Raw genomic sequence first — 15396 nt, 5'->3', positions numbered from 1 at the left:
ACACAGCAATGACTGCGCAGGGGAGGGCATGGCTGCAGGCACTGGAGACGTGGACGGTTGGGCCCGTGCTCAACTGTCCAATCTCTACGGCGTCTTCGTCTTGTCGATGAAGATGTTCGGCGGCAGGGACCCCGCGAAGATCCTCGCTCTCGCGGCGACGGCGGTCCCGTCGCTCGGGCCGTGGACCGTGATGGCGACCTATCTCATGGCCGCCGGCGGGCTCGAGCGCCAGCCCTCGGACCTTCCGGCCGACCCCGCGCTCGACCTGTCCGTGTCGCAGCTCGACGATGTTGGTTCCGGCGTGTTGCTTCCGGGCGAGACGTGGCGCTGGGCGTTCTTGCTGAGAGAGCAGTCGGTTCTCGCCGGCTGCCTGGTCGTGACCGCGGAGTCGGAGCCGACGGCCGAGGGCATGTTCTTGCTCAAAGTGCTCTGTCAGCAGACCAGCGCCGCGCTGGCGAACGCGGCCCTGCACCGCAGGGGTGACGAGTACGTCGATGAGCTGCGCCGGTCCAACGACGAACGGGCGGAGGTGAACGCACGGCTGACCGACACGGTGGACGTGCTGCGGCACCAGCAACGCGTGCACGACGTGCTGACTCGCGGGAGCGCTCGCGGGGACGGTGAACAGGGAATCGCGCAATCGCTCCACGAGCTCACCGCGCTCCCCGTCGCCATCGAGGACAAGTTCGGCAATCTGCGTGCGTGGGCGGGGCCGGGTCCTCCCGACCCGTACCCGAAGCTGCCCGCGTGGCGACGGGAGGACCTGCTGCGCCGCGCCGCCCGCCGCACGTACCCGCTGCGGGAGAAGGACCGGCTGATATCGCTGGTCAAGCCGCACCACGAGGTGCTGGGTGTGATCGCCTTGATCGATCCGGCGAAGACCGCGCGGGACCCGGAGATCTTCACGCTGGAGTACGGCACGACCGTGCTCGCGCTGGAACTGGCCCACCAGCGCACTCTCGCCGAGGTGGAACTGCGGCTGCACCGTGAACTCGTGGACGACCTGGTCGTGGGCACGGACAACGAGAGCGCGTACGCACGCGCCGCCGCGCTGGGCCACGACCTGCGGGGGACGCACCACGTGCTGGTGGCGCAGTGGGATGGCGCCCAAGCTGACAGCGCCCTGTCTGATGCCCTGTCTGACGCACTGTCGCACGCGCTGGTCGAGCTGGAGTGGAAAGCGTTGTGCTCACGGCGTGCCGGCGCCGTGGTGGTGCTCGTGCAGGGCCATCCGGACGGCGAGGCGTTGTTCCGGTCGGTGGCGAACGCACTGGGCACCGACACGGGCGTGGTCGCCATCGGTGGCAGCTGTGACACGCCGGAGGGACTGCCGCGATCGTTCAACGAGGCGATGCGCACGCTGCGCATCCGGCAGACGTCGGGCACTCCCAGCGGTGTGGCGTCGTTCGGCCAGCTCGGCCTCTACCGGATCCTCGACACCGGTGAGAGTCGCGCTGAAGTGACGTCCTTCGTGCGGGAGTGGCTGGGCGGCCTGATCGACTACGACAACGCACGGGAAGCGGACATGGTCCGCACGCTCTCCCGTTTCCTGGAGTGCGGCGGCAACTACGACAGGACCGCGACCGCGCTGATGATCCACCGCAGCACCTTGCGGTATCGGCTGGGCAGGATCAGGGAGATCACCGGTTTGGACCTCGGTGATGTGGAAACTCGGTTGAACGTCCACGTCGCGACACGCGCGTGGCAGGTGTTGAAGGGGCAACCGCTGGAGGGGCCGTGACGAGTGCGGTGTTCGACGGCGTGTCGCTCGAGCTGCATTCTCACGTGTGCGTGTTCCACCACGGTCCCGCCGAACGGGACGAGCTGCTGATCCCGTTCCTGTCGGACGGGCTTCGCCGCGGCGAGGCGTGCCAGTACTTCGCCGCCGCCGGGGAGAAAGCCGACGCGGAACAGAGACTGGGAGGTTCGCACCCGCGACTTCAGGTGCACGAGCCGGAAGGCGGGGATCAGTGCGACGGCGTGGACAGCGAGACGGTCCTGGCCGAACTGGACGAGTGGTCGCACTGCATCGGGGTGCCCTGCCGGATCGCGGGGGACATGGGGTGGATGGTCAGGGCGCTGGGTCGCCCGGGACAGCTCGACGCGCTCTTCCAGCACGAGGTCAACGCGAGTGTGTGGGTGAACAGGCGCCCGGTGTACGCGTTGTGCTTCTACGACCTCGACATGTTCGACGGTGACGTGATCGTCCCGATGGTGAACGCCCATCCACAGATCTGGATGACGGGCGTGCTCCTGGACAACCCCTACCACCGGCAGCCCGTGCTTTGACAGTCCGTTGAGTATCCAGGTCTTCGCGGGGTACTCGACGGCGCATGCAGAAAACCGTTGTGCTCGGACTGCTCGCCGATCCTGGGTTGGCGACCGACATCGTGGAGGACCTGGCCGAGGATCTGCCGCAGCGGCTGAGCCGCGACGTGGACGGCGACGTGGAGTGGCGGGTGGTGCCCGTTTGCGACCAGTTCGCCGCCGACGAGCACGGCTCCGTTCGGCACGTGGTGCAGGCGGTGCGTGATCAGGTCGTGGAGGAGCGTTGCGACCTGTGGGTGTGTCTGACCGACCTGCCGCGCAGAGCCGGCACCGACCCGGTGGTGGCCGATGCCAGCGCCGACGACGGGCTGGCCGTGGCGTCACTTCCCGCACTCGGCGGCTGGGGCCTGCACCGCAAGACCGGTGACGTGGTCAGTGCTGTGGTGGCCGAGCTCAGGGACCGTGAAGTTCCGATGAAACGGCTGGCCCAGCGGGTGGACTCGCCCACCGACGACATCGGCGTGCGGTTCGTGGCACCCGGCCTGCGCGGCCGGCTGCGGATGTTCCTGGGCATGGTCAGAGCGAACCGGCCGTGGCGGCTCGCGATGGGTCTGTCCAGCGTGCTCGTCGCCGCGCTCGGCACCGGCGCGTACACGTTGATCAGCCCGACCATGTGGATGCTCGGTGCCTATGCGAGCGTGGCCAGGCTGGTGGGGGCGACGCTGTTGTCGATCGCGGCCATGGTGGTGTGGCTGATCGTCAGCCACAAGCTGTGGGAACGCCCGTCCAACACGATTGAGAAAGAACGCGCGCGGCTGTACAACCTCACCACCGTGGTCACCCTGGTGCTGGGGATCTCCACGCTGTACGTGGTGTTGTTCGCGGTGGTGCTCGCGGCGGGCTTGCTGGTGCTCGAACCGTCGGTGATGGCGAATCAGATCGGCCATCCGCCTGCGGTCGGCGACCACCTCGGACTGGCGTGGCTCGCGGCCTCGGTCGCGACCGTGGCCGGTGCACTCGGTGCGCGGTTGGAGAGCGACGAGGCGGTGCGCAACGCCGCCTACGGTCACCGCCAGCAGGAGCGCCGCGAGAAGCTCCAGAAGTGACCCCGCAGGCCTACCGCCTGCCGGGGAATTCCGCCTCGCGGACCGAAGCGACGCACGCGTGCGGTGCGGAATCGTCCTCACCCCAAGAGCTGCTGGAGGTGAGCGTAGTGGTTCCCGTCGCCGTCGCGAAGGTGATCAGAGTCCGGGTGAGCGGAGAGATCGATTCGTCCACTGTGGACTTGCTGGTCCGGGCCATCGAGCCGCATCTGGACATATCGGATGCGGTGATCGTCGTGGACCTCACCGAGGTCACGTTTCTCGGCACCGCCGGCCTGAGGGCGCTCGAACGGGCCGAGCACCACGCGAACCGAGTGGGATCGGAACTCTGCCTGCTCACCGAGACCACGGCTGTGCGGCGATCCCTCGCGCTGCTGGACATGCTGCGCGCGTGACCCACCCGCGTTCGGCCACCGTGCCTGCCGCGGTGACCGAACGCGGCTGGCCGTCAGGGCTTGAGAACGACCTTCTCGCAGTTGTCCTGCTTGTTCTTGAACATCTCGAAGCCACGTTCCGCCTCGTCCAGCGACAGGGTGTGAGTGATGATCCTGGTCGGATCGATCTCCCCGCGCTCGATGCGCTCCAGCAGCGGCTTCATGTAGCGCTGGACGTGGCACTGCCCGGTGCGCAGGGTCAGCGACCGGTTCATCCAGGCTCCGGCGGGGAACTTGTCGATCAGTCCGCCGTACACGCCGATCACCGAGACCACGCCGCCGCTGCGGCACGACATGATCGCCTGGCGCAGTGCGTGGGGGCGGTCGGTCTCCGATCGCACGGCCTGCTTGACCCGGTCGTAGGCGGAGATGTGCGCGCTGCCGTGGGTGGCCTCGAGGCCGACGGCGTCGATGCACTTGTCCGGTCCGCGCCCACCTGTGAGCTCCAGCAGCCGTGACCGCACGTCGAACTCTTCGAAGTTCACGGGTGTGTGGCCTGCCCGTGCCGCCATCTGCAGCCGGTAGGGCTCCTTGTCGATGGCGATGACCTCCGCGGCGCCGAGGACCTTGGCGCTGTCCATGGCGAACTGGCCGACCGGGCCGGCACCCCAGACCGCCACCACGTCGCTGGGTTTGATGTCGCACATCTCGGCACCCATGTAGCCGGTGGGCAGGATGTCGGAGAGGAACAGCACCTGCTCGTCGGTGAGATCCGACTCGATCTTCAACGGGCCGACGTCGGCGAACGGCACGCGCGCGTACTGTGCCTGCCCGCCCGCGTAACCGCCGGTCAGGTGCGAGTAGCCGAAGATCCCCGCGACCGGGTGCCCGAACATCTTCTCCGCGATCCCGGCGTTCGGGTTGGAGTTCTCGCAGCAGGAGTACAGCTCGGCGGCGCAGGCGGCACACGCGCCGCAGGCGATCGGGAACGGCACCACCACCCGGTCGCCGACGCGCAGCCGATCCGGAGCGACACCGGGGCCGACCTCGACGACCTCACCCATGAACTCGTGCCCCAGGACGTCGCCGTCCTGCATGGTCGGCACGTACCCGTCGACCAGGTGCAGGTCCGAGCCGCAGATCGCGGTCGAGGTGATCCGGACGATGGCATCGCGGTTGTTCAGGATCTTCGGGTCCGGCACGTCGCGGACCTCGACCTTGTTGCGGCCCGCCCAGGTGTTCGCCCTCATGCGTCCGGCCCCTTCTCCAGCTCGGCGTCCGACAGCGGTTGTGCCGGGCGCTGTGGGAACTCCTTGCGGGCCCGTTTGCCCCACGGGGCCCCGTCGGACCGGACGACCTCGCCGGTCTCCAGCACCTGCTTGAGCCGGCGCAGGTCGTCGTCGAGCTGCTGATGCGGTTCCTCGCCGAAGTACTGGGCGACCGCCTTTCCGATCGCGCCGCCCGGAATCTCGTACACCAGGCCGACGTGGACCTCGGTGCTCACGCCGTCCGGGGCGCGCACGAACAGGACCGTGCCGGCGTTCGGCACGTCGGCGTCACCGGTCGACCGCCAGGCGATCTTCTCGGCGGGCACGTCGTGGATGATCTCCGCGTCCCACTCGACGTTCTTGCCGAACGGGGCGTCGGCGACCCAGTGGGTCCTCCGGTCGCCCGTGGTGCGGACCTCCTTCAGATGTCCCATGAACGTCGGGAGGTTCCGCAAGTCGCGCCAGAACGCGAACACCTCCTCCGCGGGTTTGCGAACTGTGGTCGTAGCAGTCAATTCCATGGATCCTCCTTTGCCCCTCGACCGAACTACCCCTCGGAGTTCCGCCTAACCTCGCCGCGAACGGGAACACCGCGTACATGGACATGTCGAAGTTGCAGGAGGTAGCTACGGCTCCCGGCCCGTTCGCGTCGGTCTACTGCGACGCGTCGCACGACACGGAGGACGCGGCCAAGGTGGCCGAACTGCGCTGGCGGGGACTGCGTGACCAGCTCGCGGATCAAGGTGCGCCGGAGGAGACCCTCGCCGCGCTGGACGAGGCCGTGTCGGCGGCGGATCCACCCGTCGGCAAGGCCGGGCGTGTGCTCATCGCTTCGGGCGCCGAAGTGCTGGTGGACCAGATACTTCCGGTCCCGCCACCCGCCGACGTCACCCGGTTCTCCTCACTGCCGGACCTGCTGCCGCTCGCCTCCTACCTGCCGCCGCCAGTGCCGCACGTCGTCGTGGTCGCCGACTCGTCCGGCGCCGACCTGCACTCGTTCGACGGGCGGGTCGACCTGGTCGAGACCGTGCGCGGCAAGCAGCACCCGCTGCACAAGACCGGTGGCGGGGGATGGGCCCACAAACGGCTGCAACAGCGCGTCGAAGACACCGTCAAGCACAACGTGAAGCAAGTGGCCGATGAAGTCGAACGACTCGTGCGCGAGGTACGCGCCGAGCTGGTTGTGCTCGGCGGCGAGGTGCAAGCGCGCAGTGCGGTGCGCCACGAGCTCGATCTCGATGACGGCCTGCTCGTGGAGGTCGAAGGCACGGGACTGGCCGAGGGCACTGACGACGAAGAGTTCGACAACGCCGTGCGTGCCCTCATCGCGCAACGCCAGCAGCAGCACGACGCCGAGGTCGTCGAACGGTTCCGTGCCGAACTCGGCCGGGACGGGCTGGCGGTCGAAGGCCTCGCGCACGTGACGGAGGCGCTGCGTCAGGCCAATGTGGACACTCTGGTCGTGAACACCGATGTGCTCGCGGACCAGCTGGTGTGGACGAGCGGTCAACCTGATCAGGTCGGTGTCGACGAGGCCGGCGTCCGGCAGGTCGTGGACGATCCGGCCGCTGTGGAGCGCAACCGCGCGGATGACGCGTTGGCGCGGGCGGCGGCTGCGACGGGTGCGAACGTGGTGGTCGGTGACGGCATCGAGGTGCTGCAGGGTGTCGGCGCGATTCTGCGGCACCGCCCGTAGTCAGGACCACGGGATGTCGGCCAGGCGGATCCATCGGAAGCCTGCGGTGGCACGGACACCTGGCACGGTTCAGGGCTCAGGTTGTGTGCGAAGAGCATGACGCCGTGCGGTCCGCGTGCCACGTGCACCAGGACGTGGGGCGGGCCGATGTCGAGCACCTCGTGCTCGCCGGTGGCGATCTCCTCGCACTCGCGGCGGGTGTGCAGGATGCGTTCGAACCAGGTGAGCAGGCTGTGCGGGTCACTGCGCTGGCGGGCCACGTTGACCTCGGCGAAGCCGCGTGGTCCGGTGCTGATCACGGGCCTGATCAGTGAGTCCGCTCTGGAGAATCCGGCGTTCTTCGCGTCCGACCACTGCATCGGGGCGCGGATCGCCTCCCGTTCCGGCAGCGTCAGGTCCTCGCCCATGCCGATCTCGTCGCTGTAGCGCAGCACCTGCCGTACAAATGCTGAAGATGGCCGTGGCCGGTCTGGTCGCCACCACCGGCCCGTGGATCGTGCCGCCGGTCGCCAGCGTCGCCGAGGACGTGGCGGCCGGACGGCTTGCCGGCGGGTCGCTGATCGCCCCCACATCGTTGCGCAAGCACAAGTAGAACAGTGCTATGAGTTGAGACTGTTCTATCGTATCGTCGGCTGCGGGCCCGACATTAGACGCCGCGGGTCCAAAACTCTTGTGCCGACCCGGTGAACGGCTCCGGATCGCCGGCGAGGAAGAACTCGTCCCACGTTGGACCGTCCGAGAGCTCCCAGTGCTCGACGGCCAGACCGTCCTTGAAACGCCACGCCCCCATGCCGACGCGGGTCCAGGTCCAGTCGCCGCGCGACGTGCGGAAAGTGCCGTGCACCACGCCGTAGTGGTCGTCGGCGAGGATTTGGTCGAACTGGACCGGTTCCACGCTGGCGTCGGCGAGACCCGCTCGCCGCTTCATGTACCGGCGCATGAAGTCCATTCCGCCGGTCGCCGCCAGGCGAACACCGCCGGTGTGGATCACCATGTCCGGGGACATCTTCTCCATCACCTCGACGGTGTGCTGGTGCAGCCGCTGGATCTTCTCGTCCTCGCTCAGGCCCGGATCGGCCGAGATCGCCGCTCCGCCCCGGTACAGGTCGGCCAGCCACACGGCGTTGGGGTGGGTGTCGGACAGCAAGGTGCGCCTCCTCGGGACTGAATTATATGAGATAGCTCTATTATTCAATATTTATGTCTCATTGGTGTGATCAGGAGGGCGTCGACAGGCACAGTTGGCTCGACACGCCGTGCTCTGCCAGGAAGCCGAGCCACTCCGCGGCGGACGCGGCCGTCGCCCGGTGCGGGCCAGGCGTGGTGCGGCCCACCGGCACCTTGGCCACGCTGGACGCCAGCGTCACCGACCGTCCGCGCCATCGCCGTCTCGACGTACTCGCCTGACCAGCGCCGCCCGTCCCGGTCTCGACGGACAAGATGAGGGAAGGGACCACGTCCAGGTGATCGTCGTTCATCAGGTACTTCTCGGCCAGTTGCGCCCCCAGCGCGACGACCTGGTCGTCGTCACCGTCGCGCACCACGGCCAACGCCTCCGACCACGTATCGGTCACCCTCGTGAGGTCAGGATTCCGCCAGGTATCGCAGGCGTTGTTTCGTCATGGCGAACTCCGGCAACGTGAGAGCCGAGTGGGCGTCGCGTCCCTGCGCCGGAGGCAGGGCGCTGAGACCGCGCAGCCTCTCATTGCGCCGCTCGAGGTCCTGGGCGGTGGTGGGGAAGAGCGTGGCGCCGCCCTTACCGACCAGGTCCTGGTTGAGGGTCACGAACTCGCGGGTGCTGTGCTCGTAGCGCCGGAAACCCTCGGCGTGGTCCTGGCCGGTGAGGCCGCCGGCGAGCATGTACGCGCCGACGAGCGCGAGGCTCGTGCCCTGGCCGGTGAGGAACGACGGCGCGTACGCCGCGTCGCCGACCACCGCGACCCTGCCGGACGACCAGTGCGGCATGCGGATCTGGCTGACCGCGTCGAAGAACAGGTCCTCGGCGCCGCGGAGGGCGGTGAGCATGCCGGGGATCTCCCAGCCCGCATCCGCGAAGACCGAGGTGACCAGGTCCCGCTGGGCCGCGAGGTCGCCGAACGCGTCGAACGGCGGCTGCGGCAGGGCGAAGTTGAGGAACGCGTGCACCTCGTCGTCGTTTCCGGTGGCGTACAGCGCGGCCGCCTTGCCCGGCGCGTTCCACATGACGGTCTCGTGGGAGAGGCCGAAGGTGTTGCGCATGGTGAAGATGCCGAAGCAGTAGCCCAGGTACCGGTGGAACTGTTCCTCGGGGCCGAACACCAGCTCGCGGGTGCGGGAGTGCGTGCCGTCCGCGGCCACAACGACGTCGAACGTCCGTGCGGCGCCGCTGTGGAAGGTGACGTCTACGCCGTGGTCGTGCTGGTCGAGGGTCGCGATCGAGTCGTCGAACAGGAACTCCACGTCGTCGCGGACGGCCTCGTGCAGCGCCTCGGTGAGGTCACCGCGCCGCACCTCGAGGTCCCGCCCCTCGACGCCGCCGCTGATGGCGTGGGGGTGCAGCGCGGCGACCCGGCTGCCGTCGCCCTGTAGGAAGGTGATGCGGCGCAGGTCGATGTGGGCCTCCCGCAGCCGGGGCAGGAGCCCCATCCTGCCGAGGACGTCGAGGGCGGTGCCGCGGACGTCGATGGGGTAGCCGCCGCTGCGCGGGGCGCTCGCCTTCTCCACCACGGTGACCGCGTCACCGGCGCGGTGGAGCCAATACGCGAGGACCGGGCCTGCGACGCTGGCGCCGGAGATCAGGACGGTGCGGGTCATGAGCGGGTTCCTTTTCCGGTGGTGCGGACGACCAGGAGGGACAGTGCGGTGACGGCTCCGGCGATCACGAAGCCGGTGACGAAGGCGGACTCGGCGGGGACGTCCGAGCCGGGAAGGGTGCCCGCGGTGAGGATCGCGCCGCAGACCTGGACGCCGACGGCGAAGCCGAGCACGCGCGTCACCAGGACCAGGCCGGTGGCGATACCGGTGTCGCCCTCGTCGACGGAGGTGGCGGTGCTGGTCACCATCGCGGTGATGCACAGGCCGTTGGCGAGCCCGACGAGCGCCTTGCCGACGATCAGGTGCCAGACCTCGGTGTGCACGGCGGCCATGGCGAGCAGTCCGACGGCCAGGAGGACGGCGCCGGAGGCCACGACGGCGCGCGAGCCGAAGCGCCGCGTCGCGAGCCCGCCGAGCGGTCCGGCCAGGGTCGCGGCCACCGCGCCGGGCAGCAGGTAGAAGCCGATCTGGGTGGCGCCGGCGCCGAACCCGTACCCGTCACCGGAGACGGCGAACAGCTGTGGCACGAGGTAGAGCGCCCCGGAGGTGCCGACGCAGATCACGAACGTCAGCAGGCACGACTTCCACACCGCGGGCTGGGCCAGCATGGTCAGGTCGACCATCGGAGAGGCCGCGCGGCGCTCGACGGCGACCCACCCCGTCGCGAACGCGGCCAGCAGGACGAGGAGGCCCGCGAGCACGAGCGGTTGCGCCGCGATCTCCGGTGCCAGCGCGAGGACCAGCATCAGCGTGACCAGCGTCAGGCTCAGCAGCGCGAGGCCCGCCCAGTCGATCCCGCTCTCGCGAGGGTGACCAGGCTGGTCGTCCGGCATCAGCCGGCCGAGCAGCGCGGTCGCCGCGATGACGGCGAACGTGGGCAGTGCGAACATCCAGTGCCGGGACAGCTGCTCGGCCACGGGACCGGCGGACAGCGTCCCTGCCATCCCGCCGCCCACGAACAGGCCGCTGACGACGCCGATGGCCACTTTGGACCGGTCGGCGGGGAGGTGCTTGCGCACCAGGATGAACGACAGCGGCAGCGCGCCCACCATGGCGCCCTGCAGCACCTGGCCGAGCAGCAGCACGGGCAGGTTGGGTGCCAGCGCCGACACCAGGCCGCCGGCGCAGACCACCGTCATCAGCCGGATCAACATGCGCTTGCCGCCGTAGCGGTCGCCGAGCTTGCCCGCGACCGGGGTGACGAGCGCGCCGGTGATCAGCAGCACGATGCTGAGCAGCGCTCCCTGCGCGGGACTCATGTCCAGTTCGCGTTGCAGCAGCGGCAAGGTCGGCGTCACCACCGACTCCAGCGCGCCGGTGGCGAGCGCCAGCAGGCCGAGCGCCCAGAGAGCCGACTTCCTCATCGTGGCTGGGGCGACCGGGGTGGTGGTCATGGGCGTCCTCCTGGTCGTTGTGCGGTGACGGGACTTCTCGTCGGGGACGAGGACGATCTGGTGGAGGCGGACACGTGGCCGAAGCCGGTGACGGCGAGCACGACTGCCGCCGCCGCGGTGACCGCGAGACTTTCGTGCACGAGGCACAGAGCCGCGCCAGCGGCGGCACCGAGCACGAGGAGCACGACCACGGCCACGCGCCGGCCCGCGCCCTGGCCGCGGGCCACTCCCAGCCGGGAGTCGGCGGCGAGTCCGGTCAAGGTGGAGGTGACGACCACGGTGGTGACGTCCTTGACGCCCAGATGGCGGGCTATCGCTGCCTGCGTGCCCATGGCCAGCGCGAGAGAGGACGCCATTACTGCGGAGGCGCTCGTCCCGATGAGGGCCAGGCCGAGCGCGGTGGCGGCCAGCACGAGGCCGGCGCCGGCCAGCAGCGCCGTGCAGCGGTGGCCCCAGCCCGGCGCGGCGGTCCGCAGCACCCGTCCGCCCGCGGCCGCGCCGGCGAGGAAGAACACGAGCGCCAGGGCCGGACCGAGCACTGGGAGTCCGGTGCCTCCCACGGCCGCCATGCCGAGGATGACCACGTTGCCCGTCATGTTGCCGGCGAAGACCTGGTCCAGGCGCAGGTACCCGACGGCGTCGACGACACCGGTGGAGAAGGTGAGGGCCAGCACCAGGTGCACCGGCGTGACGCGGGCGGTCACCGGCCCACCGCGTAACCCTGGGCGCCACGGGGGTTCGCCGCCGCCCCGAGGGCGCCGGTGTCCGGATCGCGGGTGACCACCGACAGCCGGCCCTGGCTCCACGGCCCGGACACCGCCACGTCGTGCCCGCGTTCCCGCAGACCGTCGACGACGGCGGCACCGGCGCGCTCCTCGACGACGAGGCTGCCGGGGCTCCAGGTCCGCGGCCAGAACGAGCTCGGGAACGCCTTGGTGTGGAAGGCCGGCGCGTCGATCGCCTCCTGCGGGCCGAGGCCGAACGCGAGCGTGCGCACCAGGTAGAGCAGTTGCCACTGGTCCTGCTGGTCGCCACCCGGCGTGCCGAGCGATGCCATCGGGCGCCCGTCGCGCAGCAGCAGCGTCGGGCTCAGCGTCGTGCGGGGCCGCCGTCCCGGCTCCAGGCATGACGGCGCGGCGGGGTCGAGCCAGGTCATCTGCAGCCGTGTGCCCAGCGCGAAACCGAGGTCCGGCACCGCGGGCGACGACTGGAGCCAGCCTCCCGACGGCGTCGCGGAGATCATGTTGCCCCACCGGTCGACGACGTCGATGTGGCACGTGTCGCCGCGGGTCTCGCCGGTCTGCTGCACGGTCGGTTCTCCGACCCCGTCCGCAGGGACGGCGTCCTGCGCGGTGACGAGCGGCGGTGTGTACGGCGGGACGCCGATGTCGCCGGGCCGGAACGCGGTCGACGCGACCGAGCCGATCAGACCGGCCCGTTCCTCGCTGTAACCAGGGTGGAGCAGTTGCCGCACAACGGATTCCGCCCGCGCCGGGTCGAGGTGTCCGTAGAACGCCTCGCGGTCCGCCATGGCCAGCTTCACGGCCTCGGTGATCGTGTGGACGCCCTGCGCGGTCGACGGGTCGATCTGCTCGTCGTCGAAGTGGTCGAGCAGGCTGAGGGCCTGCAGCAGCACGGGTCCCTGCGACCACAGACCCGCCTTCGCGACCGTGGTACCGCGGAACTCCGTGGTGACGGCGGGTTCGAGCGACGGCACGAAGTCGGCGAAGTCGGCGGCGGTGATCACGCCGGCGTGGTCGGTGCCGCTGGAGTGCCGGTGGGGGACCGCGGCGAACTCGGCCACGGCGTTGGCCACGAAGCCGGTGCGCCAGGCCCGGCGCGTGGAACGGATGCGCGCCGCTCTCGACCCGCCGGTGCCCGCGGCGCACAACCGGCGCAGGGTCCGGGCGTAAGTGGTGTTCACGACGGTCTCGTGCGCACGGGGCACCTGGCCTTCCGGCATCCACAGCGCGTACGAGGTCGGCCAGTGCGTGCGGAAGAGGTTCTCGACGGTCGCCAGGACCTTTGCCAGCTGGGGCACGACCGGAACGCCGTGCTCGGCGTAGTGGATTGCGTAGGCCAGCACCTCGGGCAGGTCCCAGGTGCCGTGCTCGGCGAGCAGCCACAGCCACGAGTCGACGGCGCCCGGAACCGCGGCGGCCAGCGCGCCCGCGCCGGGCACGTGGTCCAGGCCCTCGGCCAGGAAATGCTCGATCGTCGCCCCGCGCGGTGCGTGGCCCTGGCCCGCCAGCACGACGGGGGACGGGTCGCCCGCGGCGGCGAGCACGGCGACGAGGTCACCGCCCGGCCCGTTGAGGTGCGGTTCGGCCACGTGCAGCACGAAGGCGCCCGCCGCGGCCGCGTCGAAGGCGTTGCCGCCGCGTTCCAGCACGGACTGGGCCGTCGCGGAGGCGAGCCAGTGCGTCGAGGCACACATGCCGAACGACCCGCGGAGCGTGGGACGGGTGGTGTGCGGGTCGGTGTCGGTCTGGGGTGGACCGGCCATGGACGTCGTACTCCGTTCAGGGGTGGTGGGTGGCATGGTGGGCGGCCAGGACGTCGCCGCCGAAGTCGGCCTCCGGGTCCCGCCACACGGCGTGCGCGTGGTTGGCGCCGCGGTGGACGTTGGTCCACTCGACGAGCAGCCGCGGACCGCGCAGGCGGTAGTAGTGCGGTTCGCCCGCCGCGGTGGAACCGGCCCAGGCGAGGTGCACGGCGTCCAGCGCCGCCGGGTCGTCGTAGCGGGACAGCGGGGAGACGCCGTCCGGGACGCGGCCGAGGTAGGTGCCCAGCAACGCCCGCAGCAGCTCCCGCTGCCCGGTGTCGAGCTCGCTGCCCGGCACGCCCTGAGGCTCCCGCGTGAGGGCCAGCGCCCGCTGGTCGGCGTCGTTCAGGCCGGTGACCGGGTGGTCTGCGCGGTCGGGCACGTGCCCGCCGCGCCGCCACAGCTCGCGCCGCCGCAGCACGCGGTCCCCGACCCGGGAGCTGTTGCCCGCCACGACGTCGTTCGGAGCGGTGGGCAACAGCACCGCTCGGGCGGTGAGGTCGGGGTGCAGGGACCGGACCAGCTCACCGGCCAGGTCCTCGGCCGCTCCCAGCGGGCGCAGTGCCGTGCCGCCCAGCAACGGCGACGCGGCCGGGTCGGCGCCGAGGAAGCACGGCGTGGTCGCGACGACCCGCCCGTCCACCACGAGGTTGTTGAGCGAGACGTGGTGGCCGCCGAACCTCCACCCCCACGGCCGCGGCCCGCCGGGCTCGCCGAAGACCCGCAGGTAGTAGAGGCCGGGGTCGCGGGTGCGCTCCCGGCCCCAGTCCACCGAGAAGCCCTCGACGCGGTCGAGGACGTTCTCCAGGCCCAGCACGGTGGCGACGGTGGTGTATCCGGCCTCGGACAGTCCACTCGCGACCAGCCGCATCACCATCCGGTGCTGGGCGGGGCGTTGCTCGTGGAGGGTCAGGCCGCCGTGGTCGGTCGGCGTGTAGAACCACCGGGTCCGTTCGGCCTCGGTCTCGCCGTCGGCGCGAGGTGCCGGCCCGACCGCCACCTCGCGCTGGCCGGGGTCGAGGGAGGCGAGCCACGTGCCGGCCGCCTCCGCCATGCGCTGCGCGACTTCGGCGCTCGCGTCGCTCATGCGTGGGCCACGTGGACGTCGTGGTGGCGTGCGCTCTGCCAGGGAGTGCGCGCGGTGAACGTCCGGGAGGCGAGGTCGCTCGCTCGTGTGGTCGCACCGGACATGACGACTCCTTCGTTCATAGATCGCAACTAAATTATTGATTGAGATGATTCTATCAATTAATTGGCGCGCGGGTCCCAAGCCGGGGAACGGATCAGGTGCTGACGTGGGGCCGCGCGGGGGAGGTCAGCCGACGCGGGCCCAGCCGCGCAGCGCGCCGCAGAACGCCTCGGTCAGCCGGGTGACGATCTCCCGGCGGGACAGGCTCGTCTCGTTCATGAGGTCCAGGACCTCGCGCGGGTCGTAGATCATGTTGTTGAGGAACAGGGCGTGCTCGAGCATCTTCGCCGGCAGCTCCAGGTCGCCGAGCAGCGCCAGCACGGGCTCCGACCAGGCGTTCCGCATGGTCTCGATGATCTCGTTGCCGTTGTGCAGCCGCTCCAGGTAGCCCCGGCGGGACCGCAGCTGCACCAGGGCGGGACCGTGCTCGACCAGCAGGTCCAGCCACTTGTCCACGGCGGCGTCGAAGAGCGGCCTGCCCTGCGCGGTCGACTCGGTGGTGAACTCGTTCAGCTCCTCGACGACGCTGAGCACGTACGCCGCGAGCACCTCGTCCAGCGAGGAGTAGTACCGGTAGGCGGTGGCGGGACCGATCTCGGCGCGCGACGCGACGGCCTGCATCGTGAGCTCGTCGGGTGCTTCCCTGGCGAGCTCACGCACGGCCTCGAACAGCCGCCGGCGGTTGCGCAGGGTGTCACTGCGCAGCTTGCGCCCGCCTCGCGGGGCGGCCTGCCGATCGGACACGGGCCTCCTGTCCTCGTAGAAG

Annotated in this window: 16 protein-coding genes and 1 pseudogene; 6 read left to right on the top strand and 11 right to left on the bottom strand. The window is 70.3% G+C overall.

Going from position 1 to position 15396, the window contains the following annotated elements; genetic code table 11:
• Positions 1–28 precede the first annotated feature (28 nt).
• The 4 genes from ACFOWZ_RS37140 (at position 29) to ACFOWZ_RS37125 (ending at position 3766) form a co-directional block, all read left to right on the top strand.
• Entirely contained in the window at positions 29–1741 is a 1713-nt protein-coding gene (locus tag ACFOWZ_RS37140; RefSeq protein ID WP_382378621.1) for a PucR family transcriptional regulator, read from the top strand.
• Positions 1738–2289: an MEDS domain-containing protein gene (locus ACFOWZ_RS37135; RefSeq protein ID WP_382378620.1), complete on the top strand. Its 552-nt coding sequence runs from the start codon at positions 1738–1740 to the stop codon at positions 2287–2289. The genes ACFOWZ_RS37140 and ACFOWZ_RS37135 overlap by 4 nt, the downstream gene beginning before the upstream one ends.
• Positions 2290–2333: 44 nt before the next feature.
• Complete coding sequence (locus tag ACFOWZ_RS37130) at positions 2334–3374, top strand: hypothetical protein (protein ID WP_382378619.1); 1041 nt, start codon at positions 2334–2336, stop codon at positions 3372–3374.
• A gap of 98 nt (positions 3375–3472) precedes the next feature.
• Positions 3473–3766, top strand: coding sequence for an STAS domain-containing protein (locus ACFOWZ_RS37125; RefSeq protein ID WP_382378617.1), 294 nt, complete (start codon positions 3473–3475; stop codon positions 3764–3766).
• Positions 3767–3819: 53 nt separating this feature from the next.
• Here the strand turns inward: ACFOWZ_RS37125 and ACFOWZ_RS37120 are convergent, their stop codons facing one another.
• Entirely contained in the window at positions 3820–4995 is a 1176-nt protein-coding gene (locus ACFOWZ_RS37120; RefSeq protein ID WP_382378616.1) for a zinc-dependent alcohol dehydrogenase, read from the bottom strand.
• The gene (locus ACFOWZ_RS37115) at positions 4992–5534 is read right to left on the bottom strand and encodes an SRPBCC family protein (protein WP_382378615.1); all 543 of its coding nucleotides are present in this window, start codon (positions 5532–5534) and stop codon (positions 4992–4994) included. The genes ACFOWZ_RS37120 and ACFOWZ_RS37115 overlap by 4 nt, the downstream gene beginning before the upstream one ends.
• Before the next feature lie 83 nt (positions 5535–5617).
• Here ACFOWZ_RS37115 and ACFOWZ_RS37110 point away from each other — a divergent pair, with 83 nt between their 5' ends.
• Positions 5618–6709 (top strand): Rv2629 family ribosome hibernation factor, encoded by a 1092-nt coding sequence (locus ACFOWZ_RS37110; protein ID WP_382378614.1) that lies wholly within the window; start codon positions 5618–5620, stop codon positions 6707–6709.
• Between the two features lie 230 nt (positions 6710–6939).
• Here the strand turns inward: ACFOWZ_RS37110 and ACFOWZ_RS48050 are convergent.
• Positions 6940–7068, bottom strand: a pseudogene (locus ACFOWZ_RS48050) (hypothetical protein); the annotation flags it as partial.
• 86 nt (positions 7069–7154) lie between these two features.
• Here ACFOWZ_RS48050 and ACFOWZ_RS37100 point away from each other — a divergent pair.
• Positions 7155–7301 (top strand): hypothetical protein, encoded by a 147-nt coding sequence (locus ACFOWZ_RS37100; RefSeq protein ID WP_382378612.1) that lies wholly within the window; start codon positions 7155–7157, stop codon positions 7299–7301.
• Between the two features lie 54 nt (positions 7302–7355).
• Here ACFOWZ_RS37100 and ACFOWZ_RS37095 read toward each other — a convergent pair whose 3' ends face one another.
• The 8 genes from ACFOWZ_RS37095 to ACFOWZ_RS37060 all read right to left on the bottom strand — a co-directional run bounded on the left by ACFOWZ_RS37095 (position 7356) and on the right by ACFOWZ_RS37060 (position 15374).
• On the bottom strand, positions 7356–7856 hold the full coding sequence (locus tag ACFOWZ_RS37095) for a hypothetical protein (RefSeq protein WP_382378611.1): 501 nt from the start codon (positions 7854–7856) through the stop codon (positions 7356–7358).
• A gap of 70 nt (positions 7857–7926) precedes the next feature.
• Positions 7927–8283, bottom strand: a complete 357-nt coding sequence (locus ACFOWZ_RS37090; protein ID WP_382378610.1) for a hypothetical protein — start codon at positions 8281–8283, stop codon at positions 7927–7929.
• Between the two features lie 10 nt (positions 8284–8293).
• Positions 8294–9502: an FAD-dependent monooxygenase gene (locus tag ACFOWZ_RS37085; RefSeq protein WP_382378609.1), complete on the bottom strand. Its 1209-nt coding sequence runs from the start codon at positions 9500–9502 to the stop codon at positions 8294–8296.
• On the bottom strand, positions 9499–10896 hold the full coding sequence (locus ACFOWZ_RS37080; protein ID WP_382378608.1) for an MFS transporter: 1398 nt from the start codon (positions 10894–10896) through the stop codon (positions 9499–9501). The genes ACFOWZ_RS37085 and ACFOWZ_RS37080 overlap by 4 nt, the downstream gene beginning before the upstream one ends.
• Complete coding sequence (locus ACFOWZ_RS37075) at positions 10893–11600, bottom strand: YoaK family protein (RefSeq protein WP_382378607.1); 708 nt, start codon at positions 11598–11600, stop codon at positions 10893–10895. The genes ACFOWZ_RS37080 and ACFOWZ_RS37075 overlap by 4 nt, the downstream gene beginning before the upstream one ends.
• Complete coding sequence (locus tag ACFOWZ_RS37070) at positions 11597–13402, bottom strand: gamma-glutamyltransferase family protein (protein WP_382378606.1); 1806 nt, start codon at positions 13400–13402, stop codon at positions 11597–11599. The genes ACFOWZ_RS37075 and ACFOWZ_RS37070 overlap by 4 nt, the downstream gene beginning before the upstream one ends.
• A gap of 16 nt (positions 13403–13418) precedes the next feature.
• A complete protein-coding gene (locus tag ACFOWZ_RS37065; RefSeq protein ID WP_382378605.1) occupies positions 13419–14528 on the bottom strand; it encodes a DUF3500 domain-containing protein in 1110 nt (369 codons plus the stop codon).
• Between the two features lie 228 nt (positions 14529–14756).
• Positions 14757–15374 carry a TetR/AcrR family transcriptional regulator gene (locus ACFOWZ_RS37060; RefSeq protein ID WP_382378604.1) on the bottom strand — a complete coding sequence of 206 codons (618 nt, stop codon included), beginning with the start codon at positions 15372–15374 and terminating at the stop codon, positions 14757–14759.
• Positions 15375–15396: the final 22 nt, after the last annotated feature.

It is taken from the genome of Lentzea rhizosphaerae (assembly GCF_042649515.1).
Lineage (GTDB): Bacteria > Actinomycetota > Actinomycetes > Mycobacteriales > Pseudonocardiaceae > Lentzea > Lentzea aerocolonigenes.
This window is presented reverse-complemented; position numbering and strand designations above follow the sequence as displayed.

What these genes read in the sequence shown, in the direction of transcription:
- ACFOWZ_RS37140 (WP_382378621.1), top strand. Translation starts at nt 29, where the DNA reads ATGGCTGCAGGCACTGGAGACGTGGACGGTTGGGCCCGTGCTCAACTG.
- ACFOWZ_RS37130 (WP_382378619.1), top strand. Translation starts at nt 2,334, where the DNA reads ATGCAGAAAACCGTTGTGCTCGGACTGCTCGCCGATCCTGGGTTGGCG.
- ACFOWZ_RS37120 (WP_382378616.1), bottom strand. Translation starts at nt 4,995, where the DNA reads ATGAGGGCGAACACCTGGGCGGGCCGCAACAAGGTCGAGGTCCGCGAC.
- ACFOWZ_RS37115 (WP_382378615.1), bottom strand. Translation starts at nt 5,534, where the DNA reads ATGGAATTGACTGCTACGACCACAGTTCGCAAACCCGCGGAGGAGGTG.
- ACFOWZ_RS37110 (WP_382378614.1), top strand. Translation starts at nt 5,618, where the DNA reads ATGTCGAAGTTGCAGGAGGTAGCTACGGCTCCCGGCCCGTTCGCGTCG.
- ACFOWZ_RS37100 (WP_382378612.1), top strand. Translation starts at nt 7,155, where the DNA reads ATGCTGAAGATGGCCGTGGCCGGTCTGGTCGCCACCACCGGCCCGTGG.
- ACFOWZ_RS37085 (WP_382378609.1), bottom strand. Translation starts at nt 9,502, where the DNA reads ATGACCCGCACCGTCCTGATCTCCGGCGCCAGCGTCGCAGGCCCGGTC.
- ACFOWZ_RS37080 (WP_382378608.1), bottom strand. Translation starts at nt 10,896, where the DNA reads ATGACCACCACCCCGGTCGCCCCAGCCACGATGAGGAAGTCGGCTCTC.
- ACFOWZ_RS37070 (WP_382378606.1), bottom strand. Translation starts at nt 13,402, where the DNA reads ATGGCCGGTCCACCCCAGACCGACACCGACCCGCACACCACCCGTCCC.
- ACFOWZ_RS37065 (WP_382378605.1), bottom strand. Translation starts at nt 14,528, where the DNA reads ATGAGCGACGCGAGCGCCGAAGTCGCGCAGCGCATGGCGGAGGCGGCC.